The following is a 14,362-nucleotide window of genomic DNA, read 5'->3' on the forward strand; positions in this document are numbered from 1 at the left end:
GGTTCAGCCAAGGGCCTGACTGGCCAGGGCAAAGGTCTGGACGCGTGGCGCCCGCCGGGAAGCGGGGTCGCCCCTGCGCATGGTGATCCCGCCTCCCACCCTGGCCAGGCCCAGTCCGGCAAGCCACGGCGACAGCCCTGAACTCTCTGATGTATCGACACGCAACAAGGTGCCGGGGCTGGCGGCAAAAAGGAATGAGAGCAGGCTGCGGGCGGCCTCAGATGTCTCTGCTACGACCGGCCCCGCGACCTTGCCGCGGCCGAAGGTGCGCACCGCCGCAAAACCGACGGGCTTTCCCTCCCGGCGCAGAACGGCGATGCGCGCCTGTTCGCACAGCAGCCTGATCAGACCACCGCGGTCCATGCCGCAGGCCGAACGGTCCAGCTCCACGAATGCAGCGGCATCGTCCGCCGTCGCCCACTCGACGCCTTCGCCGGCAAGGGTCTCGGCGAGCAGGCCCTGATGCTGCAATACCGCCCCGGTCGCCTGGAAGCCGAGCTTTTCGTAAAGTGGCAGGCCTTCCCGTGTCGCCACCAGCCGGCATTCGCGGCTTTCGCTCGCTTGCAGGGCAAGATCCATCAGCTTGCGCCCGATGCCCCGGCCGCGCATCGCAACATCGACGATTACCATGTTGATGGTGGCGGCAGCTTTGCCGTATGGTGTGACCAGCGTGGTTGCGACAACCCGCTCGCCCTCCAATGCGACGAAGCCGGCGCTGAGCGCCAGCCCCATCGCCCAGTCCTCCCGCCTGTGCGGCCAGCCCGCCTGGGACGACAAAGCCACCGCGCCATCGAGATGCTCGGGGGCAAAATCCACGAGTGTGATTTCGTCTGTCTGCATGAGCTCATTTCCGACGGTTCGCTGCCCTGTGATAGACCCGTCGGCAAAGAAGATCGTCCCGACGACGTGCCGGGCGCGGTATCTTCCGCCGTCCCTTGCGGCGCTCGCCGCATCTTCTGCCGCAGGTTGACGACCGCGATGGAACGTCCGCTCCCCTGAGGTGGCGGCGACGGCACAACTTTCCGCCCCGGCAGCAATGATACGAAACATTCTGCTTTCAATGGCTGCAATTGCGGTGATCGAACGGGGATGCCTCTGCCTATGATGCAGTCCAGGCCCGCACCGCAATTTGGAAGGACTTTCGCGACATGTCACAGTTCCGGCCCAAATACATCACCTTCGACTGCTACGGCACGCTTACCAACTTCCAGATGGCCGAGGCCGCGCAGAGGATATACGGACCCCAGCTCGACGCGCCGGAGATGGCGCAGTTCATCAAGAATTTCGCGGCCTACCGGCTGGACGAAATCCTCGGCGACTGGAAGCCCTACAACGAAGTCATTCACAATGCCGTCGAACGCACCTGCCGCAAGAACGGGGTGGCCTTCCGCGCCGAGGACGCGCGTGCCATCTACGAGACTGTGCCGAGCTGGGGCCCGCATCCGGACGTGCCGGCTGGTCTGGCAAAGGTCGCCAAGGAAATCCCGCTGGTCATCCTGTCCAACGCGATGAACGAGCAGATCATGTCGAATGTGGAAAAGCTCGGTGCACCCTTCCACGCCGTCTACACCGCCCAGCAGGCCAATGCCTACAAGCCGCGCTTCCAAGCCTTCGAATACATGTTCGACATGCTGGGTTGCGGTCCGCAGGACGTGCTGCACTGCTCTTCGTCGTTCCGCTACGACCTGATGTCCGCCTATGATCTGGGCATCAAGCACAAGGTCTGGGTCAATCGCGGCCATGAGCCCGCCAACCCCTACTATGAATACACCGAGATCAAGGACATCTCGGGCCTGCCCGGGGTTGTCGGGCTCTGATGGAGTCTTGGCGATGAAGTTCGAGTCCTACTGGCACGATACCGCTCCGGTCTTCGCAGGAGCGGCCGAAGGACCGGCCGAGGGTCGCTACGACGTGGCCGTCATCGGCGGCGGCTTCACCGGGCTGGCGGCGGCGCGGCACCTGGCCAAGGCAGGCGCCAAGGTGGTCCTACTGGAAGCGGGCCGCGTCGGCTGCGGCGCCTCGGGCCGCAATGGCGGCCATCTCAACAATGGCCTCGCCCATAGTTTTCTCGCCGCCAAGTCCGAACTGGGACCCGAACGTGCCGTGGCGCTCTATCGCGCCTTCGACGATTCCGTCGATACGATCGAGCGCATCGTGGCGGAGGAGGCGATCGATTGCGACTTCCGCCGCTCAGGCAAGCTGAAGCTTGCCTCCAAGCCGGCGCATTTCGAGGCAATCGCCCGCAATTTTGCAGCCGTCAACCGCGAGGTCGATCCCGACACCGCACTGCTGACGGCAGCTGATCTGAAGAGCGAGATCGGCTCGTCCGTATTCCATGGCGCGATGCTGTCGAAGAAGAGCGCGATGATGCATATGGGACGGTTTGTCTCTGGCATCGCCGGGGCCGCGGTGCGGCAGGGTGCAACGATTTTCGAGAACACGCCGGTGACCGGGCACCGGTCGGCCGCGGGCCGGCATGAGCTGACGACACCGAGAGGCACTGTCGCCGCCGACAATGTCCTGTTGGCGACAGGCGCTTATACCACCAGTGCCTTTGGCTACTTCCGCCGCCGCATCGTGCCGGTCGGCAGTTTCATCATTGCCACGAGGCCGCTTTCCCCGGCCGAGATCGCGGCAACGGTGCCGGGCAACCGGACCTTCGTCACCTCGCTGAATGTAGGCAACTACTTTCGCTTGTCGCCGGACAACCGGCTGATCTTCGGTGGACGCGCGCGATTTTCGGCCACCTCCGACCAGCAGTCGGACGAAAAGAGCGGCGCGATTCTGCGCGCAAGCCTGGCGCAGATCTTCCCGCATCTGGCCAAGGTCGAGATCGACTATTGCTGGGGCGGGCTGGTGGACATGACAAAGGATCGGTTCCCGCGCGCGGGCTTTGCCGACGGTCTCTGGTTCGCCATGGGCTATTCCGGCCACGGCGCGCAGATGTCCACCCACATGGGAATGATCATCGCCGACGCCATTCTGGGCAAGGCCGATCGCAACCCGGTCGCCGGTCTTGGGTGGCCCGCGGTCCCGGGTCACTTCGGCAAGCCCTGGTTCCTGCCGCTCGTCGGTCTCTACTATAAGACGCTCGATCGCTTTCAGTAACGGCCATTGGACTGGCTAGCTCAGCCCGCCGATATGGAAGCTCTTCATTTCGAGATATTCCTCAATGCCGCACTGCGCCCCTTCGCGTCCCAGGCCCGATTGCTTGACACCACCAAACGGGGCGACCTCGGTTGAAATCGCGCCGGTATTCAGCCCCACCATTCCGAATTCAAGCGCTTCCGCCACCCGCCATGACCGCTTCAGGCTCTCGCTGTAGAAATAGGCGGCTAGACCGTAGGGTGTGCCGTTGGCAAGAGTGATGGCCTCGGCCTCGGTTTCGAAGCGGAACAGCGGCGCGACCGGACCAAAGGTTTCCTCGCCGGCCAGAAGCATGTCCGCCGTCGCATCGCCCAGCACCATCGGCGTCGCATATTGCTTGCCCTCAGGCATCGCGGGACTTGTCGACAGCACGCGGGCGCCCTTGGCCAGCGCGTCGCAGACATGCCGGTCGATCTTGTCGATGGCGGCGGCGTTGATCATCGGTCCGATCTCCACGCCGGGTTCGGTGCCTGGCCCCACCTTCATCGCCGAAACCCGCGCGGCGAGCTTGCTGGCGAAGGCGTCGTAGACACCCGACTGCACGAGGAGACGGTTCGAGCAGACGCAGGTCTGCCCGCCATTGCGGAACTTGGAGACGATGGCACCCTCGATGGCGAGGTCGAGATCGGCGTCGTCGAAGACTATGAACGGCGCGTTGCCGCCGAGTTCGAGGCTGAGGCGCTTGATGCTGTCGGCCGCCCCGCGCATCAGCAACGATCCGACGCGGGTCGAGCCGGTGAAGGAGATCTTGCGTACCGTTTCGTTGGCCGTCAGTTCGGCGCCGATGTCCGCTGGCATGCCGGTAACGATGTTGATAACGCCGGCGGGAATGCCGGCGCGCTCCGCCAGCACGCCGAGCGCCAGCGCCGAGAACGGGGTGAATTCCGAAGGCTTGACCACCACGGTGCAGCCCGCCGCCAACGCTGGCGCGACTTTCCTTGTGATCATGGCATTGGGGAAGTTCCACGGCGTGATGATGGCGCAGACGCCGACCGGTTCCTTCAGCACCACGATCCGCCGATCCGGCGTCGGCGAGGGAATGGTGCTGCCGCCGATCCGGCGCGCCTCCTCGGCGAACCATTTGACGAAAGAGGCGCCGTAGCGGATTTCGCCAAGCGCCTCCGCCAGCGGCTTGCCTTGCTCGAGCGTCAGGATGCGGGCCAGGTCCTGCGCATTTTCGATCATCAGCATGTGCCATGCTTCCAGCAGCGCGGCACGCTCGGCGTGCGTTTTCGCACGCCATGGGCCGAAGGCCGCTTGCGCCGCCTCGATCGCCGCGCGGGTTTCAACCCTACCGACATCGGGGACCGAGCCGATCGCTGCCTGGGCGGCGGGATCGATCACTTCGACGCTGGCGCGTGAGGTCGCATCCTGCCACCCGCCGGCGATCAGGCATTGCTGCCGGAACAGGCCTTTGTCGTTCAATTCTTTCATGTCTTTCCCTCCCGGTTCAGGCAAGTGCTGCCAGCACGGCCGTGGTGATCACCTCGGTCCGGTCCTCGCCCGGCCGCGTGCCGATGCCGCGCGCGGTCGCGGCTTCGATCGCCGCCATCACCCTCGCTGCCGCGTCATGCTCGCCCAGATGGCCAAGCATCATCGCCCCGGACCAGATGGCAGCGATCGGGTTGGCGATGCCGAGATGGGCAATGTCGGGGGCTGAGCCATGAACCGGTTCGAACATCGAAGGCGCGCTGCGATCCGGATTGATGTTGGCGGAGGCGGCGAAGCCGAGGCCACCCTGGGTCGCCGCGCCCAGATCGGTGAGGATGTCGCCGAACAGGTTGGAGGCAACGACAACGTCGAGGCTTTCCGGCGCCATCACCATCCGCGCGGCCATGGCATCGATATGGTAGCTGGTGACCTGGATGTCCGGATATTCGGTGGCAAGGCGCGCCGTCACCTCGTCCCAGAACACCATCGAGTATTTCTGCGCATTCGACTTGGTCACCGAAGCGAGTTTTCGCTTCCGCAACCGCGCCTGCTCGAAGCCAAAGCGCAGGATCCGCTCGACGCCCTTGCGTGTGAAGATCGAGGTCTCCACCGCGACCTCATCGCCGGTGCCTTGGTGCACGCGGCCGCCGGCGCCGGAATATTCGCCCTCGGTATTCTCGCGGATGCAGAGGATGTCGAAACTTGCGGCCTTCAGCGGTCCCTCGACCCCGGGCAGCAGCCGGTGCGGCCGGATGTTGGCGTATTGCACGAACGCCTTGCGGATCGGCAGAAGGAGCCCATACAGAGACACCGAGTCCGGCACTTCCGCCGGCCAGCCGACTGCGCCGAGCAGGATCGCGTCGAAGCCGCGCAAGGTCTCGATCCCGTCTTCCGGCATCATCCTGCCGGTTTGCTTGTAGTAGGCACAGGACCAGGGGAAGTGCTGGCCCTGCAGCGCGAAGCCGGAGCCCCTGGCCGCGGCCTCGAGCACCTGCCAGGCCGCGTCGGTGACGCTCTTGCCGATGCCGTCGCCGGGGATCAACGCGATGGAATAGCTCTTCATATTCCGTCCTTCAGCATCAAAGGTCGATCAGCACGCTTTTGCTTTTGCGGTTCGCGAGATAGGCCTCGCGGCCAAGATCCTTGCCGATGCCGGAGCGCTTGTAGCCGCCGGTCGACAGGATGTGGTCGCGGGAGCGGTTGTAGCGGTTGACCCAGATGGTGCCGGCCTGGAGGCGCTTCGTTACCCGGATGGCGCGGGAAAGATCGCGGGTAAAGACACCAGCGGCGAGCCCATAGGTCGGATGGTCGGCGAGGACCATTGCTTCTTCCTCCTCGGCAAATGTCTGCAGGGTCAACACCGGCCCGAAAATCTCCTCAGTCACCGCGGGGGAGGATTGGTCGACGCCCCCGATCAGTGTCGGCGCGTAGAAATAGCCCTCCCGGTCGAGCCGCTTGCCGCCGACGAGGCATTCGGCGCCGGCACTGACGGCGGCCTGGACGATGGCGTCGATCCGGCCGAGCTGGCGTTCCGAGATGATCGGCGAATAACGCGTCGCCTCGTCCCAGGTCGGGCCGGGACGGATTGCCGCCATGTGCGCGGCGATGGCCTGTGCCAACGGCTCAGCGATCGCTTCGGCCACGATCAGCCGCGAACCTGCCACACAGGCCTGCCCCGCATTCGACAGAATGCCTTGCGCGACGGCCCTGGCCGCGAGATCAAGATCGGCATCGGCAAAGACGAGCTGCGGGCTCTTGCCGCCCAATTCCAGGGTCATCGGCTTGATGCCTGTGCGGGCGATGTTCTGCATGATCGCGGCACCGGCAGCCGTCGATCCGGTAAAGCTGATCTTGCCGATTTCCGGATGGCCGGTGATCGCATTGCCGGTAGTCGGGCCGTCGCCCAGAACGATGTTAATGAGCCCGGCAGGCAGGCCGGCCCGAACCGAGAGTTCGGCCATGTAGAGCACTGAGAAAGGGGTCATCTCGGAGGGCTTCAGCACCACGGCGTTGCCCGCGGCCAGCGCCGGCCCCAGCTTCCAGCCTGCCATCGAGAGCGGGAAATTCCACGGCGTGATCGCACCGACGACGCCGTAGGGCTCGGTGAGGATCATTCCCAGGCTGGCGTCGGCGGTCGGCACCAGGTCGCCGCCTTCCTTGTCGGCGAACTCGGCGAAAAAGCGGATCTGCTCGGCCGTGATCGCGATGTCACCTTCGATGAGCTGGCCGACGGGGCGGGTGGACGCGACGGCCTCCAGTCGGGCCATTGTCTCGGCTTCGGCCTCGATCAGGTCGGCCCAGCGCTGCAGGACACGGGTGCGTTCGCGCGGGCGCAGGCCTGCCCAGCCACTGTCCTTGAGTGCGTGCTTTGCTGCGTCGACGGCCTGGTCGACGACGTCGGTGCCGGCCACCGGACAGTCCGCATAGGCCGCGCCGTCCGACGGGCGATGCATCGGCAGCACGCCGGCTGCGGGGATGAGCCGTCCGCCGATGAAGTGGCCATGCGGGAACGCAAGGGCGTCGGGATCGAAGCTGAGGGACATGGTGTCGCCTTGTCTTGAGGACAGGGGCACTCTAGCCGTCATCGCAGCGCAGTTTGCATCGACCGCGACGGGGCCGGCGATGGAATATCCCGTTTCACGACGTTGTTTCAGCGCAATCTTCGGAGGATAGGGCTGCCACCGAAGGGCGATCGCGAAGATCAGTCAGTGACGGTGACGTAGATCTTGCGCACGGTCTCGACCGTTCGCCATATTCCGGTAAAACCCGGTTTCATGACGAAGCTGTCGCCTGCGCGATAGGTGTTGGTCTTGCCGCCGTCTTCCGTCAGCTCGATCACGCCCTCGAGGATATGGCAAAATTCAAAGGTCGTTCCCTTGATGGAGCGCGTCTCGCCCGGTGTCGCCTCCCATATTCCGGTGTGAATCGTGGCGTCGCGTGCGGTGTCTTGCGCCCAGGTCTTGAAGGAGGGATCGCCGGAGATCAGGCGGTCGGGCAGCGCCTTTGATTCCCGCGGCGCGTTGAGCGGCTTCGGATCGATTGTCTTGAGCAGGGACATGGGATTTCCTTTGTCGAGCGAGGGTCAGTAACCCCGGTTGCGGTCGACGAGACCGATGGGATCGAGTCCGGCTTCATGCCGGCGAATGTTGGCGACCACGGCTTTTGCCGCCGTCTCCGGCTGCGTGACGCCGGCCACATGCGGGGTCAGCAGGATCTTGGGATGGCGCCAGAACGGATGGTCGGCCGGCAAGGGCTCGGGATCGGTCACGTCGATCATCGCCCCCGCAAGATGGTCGCTGTCGAGTGCGGCAAGCAGAGCTGCTTGGTCGAGTTGCGGCCCGCGTCCGACATGCACCAGGCTCGCCCCGGCAGGCAGGCTGGCGAACACACTGGCATTGAGGAAACCACGTGTTTCGGCGGTCAGCGGCAAGAGGCAGATCAGAATGTCGGTTTGGGAGAGAAAGGTCTTCAGCCCCGCTTCGCCGCTATGGCAGCGGATGCCGGGGATGTCGCGCGCGGAGCGGCTCCAGCCCGACAGCGCAAAGCCGAAGGGCCGCAGCCGATCGAGGACCGCCGACCCCAGCATGCCGAGGCCGAGCACGCCCACCCGCCGGTCCGGCGCCTGCCGCACTGGACGAGCCCGCCAGTCGCTGCGCGCCTGCTGGGCAAGGTAGCCCGGCAGGTCGCGATGCAGCGCCAGCACTGCGAGTGTCACATATTCCTGCATCATGCGGATGATGCCTTCCTCGACCATCCGCACCAGCTTGACCTTCGCGGACAGGAGGTCTGTGCGGAACTGGTCGACGCCGGCACCGATCGAAAACAGCACTTCCAGATTGGGAAAACTGCCGAGATCTTCGGGTGCCGACCAGGTCAGCAGATAACGGACCTCGGCCTTGTTGACCGCGGCAGGGTCGGCAGCAAAACGCAGTCCCGGCAATTCGCGAGCGAACTCGTCCGCGAAAATCCGGACCCGCTCGGGATCGGAATTGATCAGGAAAGCCATTCGAGGTTCCTTGGCAAGCGATGATCGAGCTTGGCTGACGCAGCGCCGCAGGATGCGTTGAAGCGGTCGAGCCTGACGGCAGATCGCGCTGAAATTCATCACCAGTCGAGAAGGCTTCAGGAGCGAAGCCGCTCCCCCAGATCCTCGATCATCCGCTGGCAAGCGGCCATCTCGCCGATCTCGATGTATTCGTCCGGCCGGTGTGCACGACCGATGTCGCCCGGCCCGCAGATGATCGCCTCTATTCCCGCCGCCTGATAAAGCCCTGCTTCGGTGCCGTAGCTCACTGCGGCTAGCGGCTCTTGCCCCGACAGGTCCCGCAGCAGGCTGGCGAGCGGCGCTTCGGCGGCGAGTGAGAGCGCCGGATATTCGCTGAGCATGTCCCAACTGATATCGAACCCCTGAATGCTCAGGTCTGCCGCTGCGGCCTGCAGGGGAGCCAGCAATGCGGCGGGAGAGACGCCAGCGATGGCGCGCGCCTCGATCTCGGCGGCGCAGAAATCCGGAATGATGTTCAGCGCCTGTCCGCCGCCAATTACGCCAACCTGGAGCGAGGAATAGGGCGGCGAAAAACTTGCATCCAAAGGCCCTGCCTTGAGTGCTTCGGCGCTTTGCACAGCCCCGGCCAGGACCGCGGCCATGGCATGGATCGCGTTCAACCCCTGGTCGGGTCTCGAGGAGTGGCCTGAACGGCCGCGAATTTCGACACGCGCCGCGGCCTTGCCTTTATGGGCGAGGACCGCGCGCATCCCACTTGGCTCGCCGACAATGCAGCCTAGCGGCTTTGCGCAGAGCTGAGGCAGACGTTCGATCAGATGCCGCACGCCGCGGCAGCCGGCTTCCTCGTCATAGGAGAAGGCTAGATGGATGGGACGGAGAAGAGGCTTGGCCGCCAACACGGGCAGGGCGGCCAGAACGCAGCCCAGAAAGCCTTTCATGTCGCTGGTGCCGCGTCCGTAGAGCCGCTTTCCCTCGGCGCGCAGCACAAACGGATCGGTTGTCCAGCCCGGCTCCTCGGCCGGGACCACATCCATATGACCGGACAAGATGAAACCCGGCACGTCTGCCGGGCCAAAAGTGGCGAACACGTTTGCCCGGTCGCCTTCCGGTCCGGGGAGGATCGTTACCTTCGCGCCGCAACCTTCGGCATGGTTGGCAATCCATTCCACGATCGCCCAGTTTGGCTGGCCGACGACCGAGGCAAAGGCAATAAGCTGGGCCAGGATTTGCTCGGCCGTCATGTTGCTTGCTCGCGGGTACGGTGTCGGACGAAAGGAGACATTGCGGATCCTCTGCGGCAAACTGGCGGGCGATTCCGGGAGCCTTCCGCTTCAACATAGAGACGCGCTCCAAATCCTGGATGCGGAAAGCCGTTGATCTACAGTGAAAAGTTTCGACTACAGCCTCATCTGAAGCGGATTCTGTGATTTAGATGGCTATGCTTGACTCGATGAAGTCAGGTCCATCAAATTTGCCCCGAGAGGCGTCGTTGAAGGCAGCGGAATCCATCCGGCTCAGTTCTTTCGAGTTGAAGGTCGGCGACATCGCCAACGTTGAGCTTGAAAAGCTGCATGGGCTTTCGATCAGCGTCGGCTGGCCGCATCGGGCCGAAGACTGGCAGATGTTGCTGGAAATCGGCGAAGGAATAGCGGCTCAGGACGAAATCGGGCGGGTCGTGGCCACCGCCATGTGGTTTCCCCTCGGAGCGAACTTCGCCACGGTTGGCATGGTCATCACCTCGCCGCGCTTGCAGGCCCATGGCGCCGGCCGCTGGATCATGAACAACGTATTGGCGCGGGTCGGCTCGCGCAGCCTAGGCTTGAACGCCACCCGAGCGGCGCGCCGTCTTTATCTGTCTCTTGGTTTTGCTCCCGCGCGGCTCGTCTACCAGTGCCAGGGCGACGCGGTGATGCCCGCATCCGCATTGCTGCCTGCCGGAGCTACCTTGCGCAACATCGAGCATTCCGATCTAGCCCGACTCGTGGCTCTCGATCGCAGCGCCTACGGCACTGATCGTTCCGCGCTGATGGCACGGCTGTTGGACGTTTCGAAGGGCGTGGCGCTTCTGCGCGAAGGCCGCATCCAGGCTTTCGCTCTTTGTCGTCCTTTCGGACGCGGCCATGTTGTCGGGCCGGTGGTGGCCGCGACGGATGACGATGCGATTGCCGTCACGGGGCCGCATGTCGCGGAGCACGTCGGGCAATTTCTGCGCCTCGACACGCGGCAGGAGACGGGCCCGTTCCCGGAGTTCGTGGCGCGGTCAGGTCTGCCGGTCTACGATACGGTGACCAGCATGTGGCTTGGCCGGCCGTGGGCTGTCGCAAGCGAACAGGATACCGGTATGTTGCCAGTCACCTACGCATTGGCCAGCCAGGCCTTTGGCTGATCTTTTCTTGAAATGACGACGGGATCGTCCGTCGTGGGAGAGTCGGCCCGTCGACAGCGCATAACCCGAATCGGATCACACGCCCAACAGCCTGCGATAGTGGAATCGACGCTGGTTCATTTCGCCAGGTCAACCGGCCGAGTTGGTCAGTGACAGGTAAAGCGCCTAACGCTGTGGGGAGGACTCCGGCGTAGAATTACTTGCAATCGGCGGTCCGCTTTGCGCCCACTCTCGATATCGCGCCATCGCGACCCCTGACCTGGACCCGGCATTGGCGCCCTGCGCCGCAACCGTCGAAAAAAATTGCAGGACGATGTCGATTTCCTAAAACTCCGTTCGTCGTTCCGATGCCAGGCCGATGAGGCCGGCTCAAACAAGGAGACAGACGATGCGTGTGATGGTGCTGGTGAAGGCTACCGAGGACAGCGAAAAGGGCTTTCTTCCCACGCCCGAGGCGAAGGAGGCGATGGAGGCGATGGGCAGATTCAACGATGAGCTGCGCAAAGCTGGCATCTTGCTCGACGCCGACGGCCTCAAGCCCTCCTCGCAGGGCAAGCGCGTTGCGTTCGATGGTCCCCGCCGTACCGTCATCGACGGGCCTTTCGCCGAGACCCGCGAGCTGGTCGCCGGCTTTTGGCTCTGGGAAGTCAAGAACATGGACGAGGCAGTTGCCTGGGTGAAGCGCTGCCCCAATCCCATGCCGGGACCAAGCGAGATCGAAATCCGGCCGCTGTACGAGATGGCTGATTGGCAATGGGAACCTGACGCCGGAGGTCACGGAAATCCATGACCGGATGCGCGAGAAGCGCAGCGGCAACTGAGACTGTCGGCCGCAATCTGCTTGCCTCCCTCATGGCTTTGGCCAACAAGACAGCATGACTGCAGGCGAGACGCATCAGGCGATCGAAGCGATTTTTCGCATTGAACGGGCCAGGCTCATCGCGGGCCTGGTTCGCTTCGTGCGCAATGTCGACCTTGCAGAGGAACTGGTGCAGGACGCCCTGGTCATAGCCCTGTCCGAATGGTCCAGGACCGGCGTTCCGGCCAATCCCGGCGCTTGGCTGATGACGGTCGCCAAACGCCGCGCCATCGACGCGATCCGTCGCGACAAGATGCATGAGCGCAAGCATGAAGAGATCGCGCGTGAGCTGGACGGCGAGTGCGACGACTCTGCCGAGGTGATCGAAGTGGCCACTAACGATGATCTTGGCGACGAGCTGCTGGGCCTCATCTTCACAGCCTGCCACCCCGTACTTTCGGCCGACGCGCGTGCGGCGCTCACGCTGCGTGTCATCGGCGGTCTGACGACTGACGAGATCGCCCGTGCTTTCCTGTCGAGCGAGGTGACCATCGCCCAGCGCATCGTCCGCGCGAAGAGGACGATCGGAAAGGCCGGACTGAGCTTCGAGGTGCCGCGCGGCGCCGAGCGTGCGGCGCGTCTCTCCTCGGTGCTGGAGGTTATCTACCTCATCTTCAATGAAGGCTATGCTGCCACGGCGGGCGACGACCTTGTCCGGCCGGGCCTGTGCCTGGAGGCGCAACGGCTGGGCCGCATGCTGGCGGGGCTGATGCCCGAGGATGCCGTGGTGTTCGGTCTGCTCGCTCTGATGGAAATCCAGGCATCGCGCCTGTCGGCACGCATCGGGCCGGACGGCGCCCTCGTAACGCTGACCGAGCAGAATCGCGCACGCTGGGACCAGCTGCTGATCCGCCGAGGCCTTGACGCGCTGGCCCGCGCCGAAGCTCTCGGGGGCGATGGCCCCTATGCGTTGCAAGCCGCGCTTGCAGCCTGCCATGCGCGCGCGCGCAGTCCGGCCGATACCGACTGGCCCCGCATCGCAGCGCTCTACGACCGGCTGCGAGCAGTGATGCCCTCGCCGGTGGTCGATCTCAATCGAGCGGTCGCCCACAGCATGGCCTTCGGGCCTGAAGCGGGCCTGCGGCTGGTAGACGAGATTGCCGACGCCGCCGCCCTGCGCAACTACGCGCCATTGCCGGCGGCGAGGGGCGACTTTCTATTTCGGGCGGGCCGACTGGCCGAGGCCCGCGCCGAATTCGAGGCTGCGGCCAAGCTCACCCGCAATGTGCGGGAAGCGGCCTTTCTCCTCGCCCGCGCAGACGCTTGTGGTTGACAGCGTCGATCTCTGTGTCTGAAGCGCGGCCCGGGCTGGGCTTCCCCACGGTGGATGTAGCGGGCGCTGTGGCCGCGGGGATTGGTCGAGGCCTCACGCGGTCACCGCCCGGTTGCGGGCGACGGTTTCATCGTGGGTCAGCTTGCCGCCGGCCGCCATGAATTCCTTGAGTAGTGCGTCGCGATTGCCAGGCGCACGAGACCGGTCGGCCGACTGCAGCGCCGATTTCAACTCGTTCGTCGTCAGTTCCGTGCAATAGGCCGGGGTGCCCGGCTGCTGACGCCAGGACTCACTGAGACTCCCAGAGTCTAGCGCGTCAAAGCCGGTGGCCTCGACCAGCTCCATGGCAGTGGCCTTGGCCCTCGGGTCGTCACCGGCAACCGGAATTGCGATACGCCGAGATGCCCCGGCCGGTTCTCTCGGCCAGCGTTGCAGCCAGCACGGCGTTCCATGCCTTGATGACGGGACGACCGATCTGCCCACTCACCCAGACGCTTTCAGGCTTGCCGCCATCGACCTCGGCGACCACGCCGTCACGGAACGGGTAATAGTTAGAGGTGTCGATCACGACGACGTGGGCGGACACCTCGTTGAAGAGGCTGGCGAGATCGGGATAATTCGCGAACGGGATCGAAACAACGATCACCTCCACGCCCTGCACGGCTTCGTCCCTCGACACAGCCCTAGCTCCTGCGTCGCGGGCAAGGTCGCGAATGGTGTCGGGCCCCTTCGAATTGGCGAGCCTGACCTCGTGGCCGCTGGCGGCAAGCTTCCGTGCCAAAGTGGCGCCGATGGCTCCCGCGCCGAGGATTCCGATCTTCATTAGATGTCCTTTCGTGAAAAGTGAGAGCGCCTGCCTTGTCCGCGCAGCGCCACAATTGCTACCTCCCGAACGCGCTCACAGCTCCTGCTATGCGCTCGCCCCGGCCAGCTTGTCCGTCCAGCACCGGAACAACGCGCTGGCGTTGACTCCTCCGAAGCCGAAGCCATTGCAGATCGCGTAGTCCATCGCCATCGGCCGCGCCTGGTTTGCGACGAAGTCGATGCCGTCGCCCGCCGGGTCGGGAACTCTCAGATTGAGCGTCGGGGGCGCCACCTGGTCCCTGAGCGCCAGGATCGTGAAGATGGCCCCAAGTCCGCCGGCGGCGCCAAGCAGGTGTCCGGTCGCCGCCTTCGTTCCGCTGACAGCTATGCTGAAATCCGCGCCAAAGACCCTTTTGATCGCCTCGATTTCCCCCGCATCACCGACCGGCGTGGAGG

At 64.5% G+C, this 14,362-nt stretch carries 12 protein-coding genes and 2 pseudogenes; 5 read left to right on the forward strand and 9 right to left on the reverse strand.

The features are described 5' to 3' along the window. Positions 1–3: 3 nt before the first annotated feature. Complete coding sequence (locus NKJ94_RS29530) at positions 4–840, reverse strand: GNAT family N-acetyltransferase (protein WP_352530262.1); 837 nt, start codon at positions 838–840, stop codon at positions 4–6. Between the two features lie 308 nt (positions 841–1,148). Here NKJ94_RS29530 and NKJ94_RS29535 point away from each other — a divergent pair, with 308 nt between their 5' ends. Then, positions 1,149–1,817: a haloacid dehalogenase type II gene (locus NKJ94_RS29535; protein ID WP_352530264.1), complete on the forward strand. Its 669-nt coding sequence runs from the start codon at positions 1,149–1,151 to the stop codon at positions 1,815–1,817. A gap of 13 nt (positions 1,818–1,830) precedes the next feature. Continuing rightward, positions 1,831–3,108 (forward strand): NAD(P)/FAD-dependent oxidoreductase, encoded by a 1,278-nt coding sequence (locus tag NKJ94_RS29540; protein WP_352530266.1) that lies wholly within the window; start codon positions 1,831–1,833, stop codon positions 3,106–3,108. Between the two features lie 15 nt (positions 3,109–3,123). On the opposite strand, the gene NKJ94_RS29545 is transcribed toward NKJ94_RS29540, so the two are convergent. From NKJ94_RS29545 to argE, 6 genes are all read right to left on the reverse strand, one after another. Continuing rightward, positions 3,124–4,581, reverse strand: a complete 1,458-nt coding sequence (locus NKJ94_RS29545) for an NAD-dependent succinate-semialdehyde dehydrogenase (protein ID WP_352530268.1) — start codon at positions 4,579–4,581, stop codon at positions 3,124–3,126. Between the two features lie 16 nt (positions 4,582–4,597). Further along, a complete protein-coding gene (locus NKJ94_RS29550; RefSeq protein ID WP_352530270.1) occupies positions 4,598–5,641 on the reverse strand; it encodes a tartrate dehydrogenase in 1,044 nt (347 codons plus the stop codon). Positions 5,642–5,657: 16 nt separating this feature from the next. Further along, the gene (locus NKJ94_RS29555; RefSeq protein WP_352530272.1) at positions 5,658–7,121 is read right to left on the reverse strand and encodes an aldehyde dehydrogenase family protein; all 1,464 of its coding nucleotides are present in this window, start codon (positions 7,119–7,121) and stop codon (positions 5,658–5,660) included. A gap of 158 nt (positions 7,122–7,279) precedes the next feature. After that, positions 7,280–7,636 (reverse strand): cupin domain-containing protein, encoded by a 357-nt coding sequence (locus tag NKJ94_RS29560; protein WP_352530274.1) that lies wholly within the window; start codon positions 7,634–7,636, stop codon positions 7,280–7,282. Between the two features lie 24 nt (positions 7,637–7,660). Further along, complete coding sequence (locus NKJ94_RS29565; RefSeq protein ID WP_352530276.1) at positions 7,661–8,584, reverse strand: 2-hydroxyacid dehydrogenase; 924 nt, start codon at positions 8,582–8,584, stop codon at positions 7,661–7,663. 116 nt (positions 8,585–8,700) lie between these two features. Further along, the gene (gene argE, locus NKJ94_RS29570; protein WP_352530278.1) at positions 8,701–9,825 is read right to left on the reverse strand and encodes an acetylornithine deacetylase; all 1,125 of its coding nucleotides are present in this window, start codon (positions 9,823–9,825) and stop codon (positions 8,701–8,703) included. A gap of 209 nt (positions 9,826–10,034) precedes the next feature. On the opposite strand from argE, the gene NKJ94_RS29575 reads away from it, so the two are divergent. The 3 genes from NKJ94_RS29575 to NKJ94_RS29585 all read left to right on the forward strand — a co-directional run bounded on the left by NKJ94_RS29575 (position 10,035) and on the right by NKJ94_RS29585 (position 13,102). After that, the gene (locus tag NKJ94_RS29575; RefSeq protein ID WP_502904227.1) at positions 10,035–10,970 is read left to right on the forward strand and encodes a GNAT family N-acetyltransferase; all 936 of its coding nucleotides are present in this window, start codon (positions 10,035–10,037) and stop codon (positions 10,968–10,970) included. A gap of 388 nt (positions 10,971–11,358) precedes the next feature. Beyond that, a complete protein-coding gene (locus NKJ94_RS29580; RefSeq protein ID WP_352530282.1) occupies positions 11,359–11,760 on the forward strand; it encodes a YciI family protein in 402 nt (133 codons plus the stop codon). A gap of 85 nt (positions 11,761–11,845) precedes the next feature. Next, complete coding sequence (locus NKJ94_RS29585; RefSeq protein ID WP_352530284.1) at positions 11,846–13,102, forward strand: RNA polymerase sigma factor; 1,257 nt, start codon at positions 11,846–11,848, stop codon at positions 13,100–13,102. A 93-nt stretch (positions 13,103–13,195) separates the two neighbouring features. On the opposite strand, the pseudogene NKJ94_RS29590 reads toward NKJ94_RS29585, so the two are convergent. Together NKJ94_RS29590 and NKJ94_RS29595 are read right to left on the reverse strand one after the other, a co-directional pair. Further along, positions 13,196–13,925: pseudogene (locus tag NKJ94_RS29590) on the reverse strand (NADPH-dependent F420 reductase). An 87-nt stretch (positions 13,926–14,012) separates the two neighbouring features. Further along, positions 14,013–14,362, reverse strand: a pseudogene (locus NKJ94_RS29595) (beta-ketoacyl-[acyl-carrier-protein] synthase II); the annotation flags it as partial.

This window comes from Mesorhizobium sp. M0060, assembly GCF_040323155.1.
In the GTDB taxonomy this organism is placed as follows: Bacteria; Pseudomonadota; Alphaproteobacteria; order Rhizobiales; family Rhizobiaceae; genus Mesorhizobium.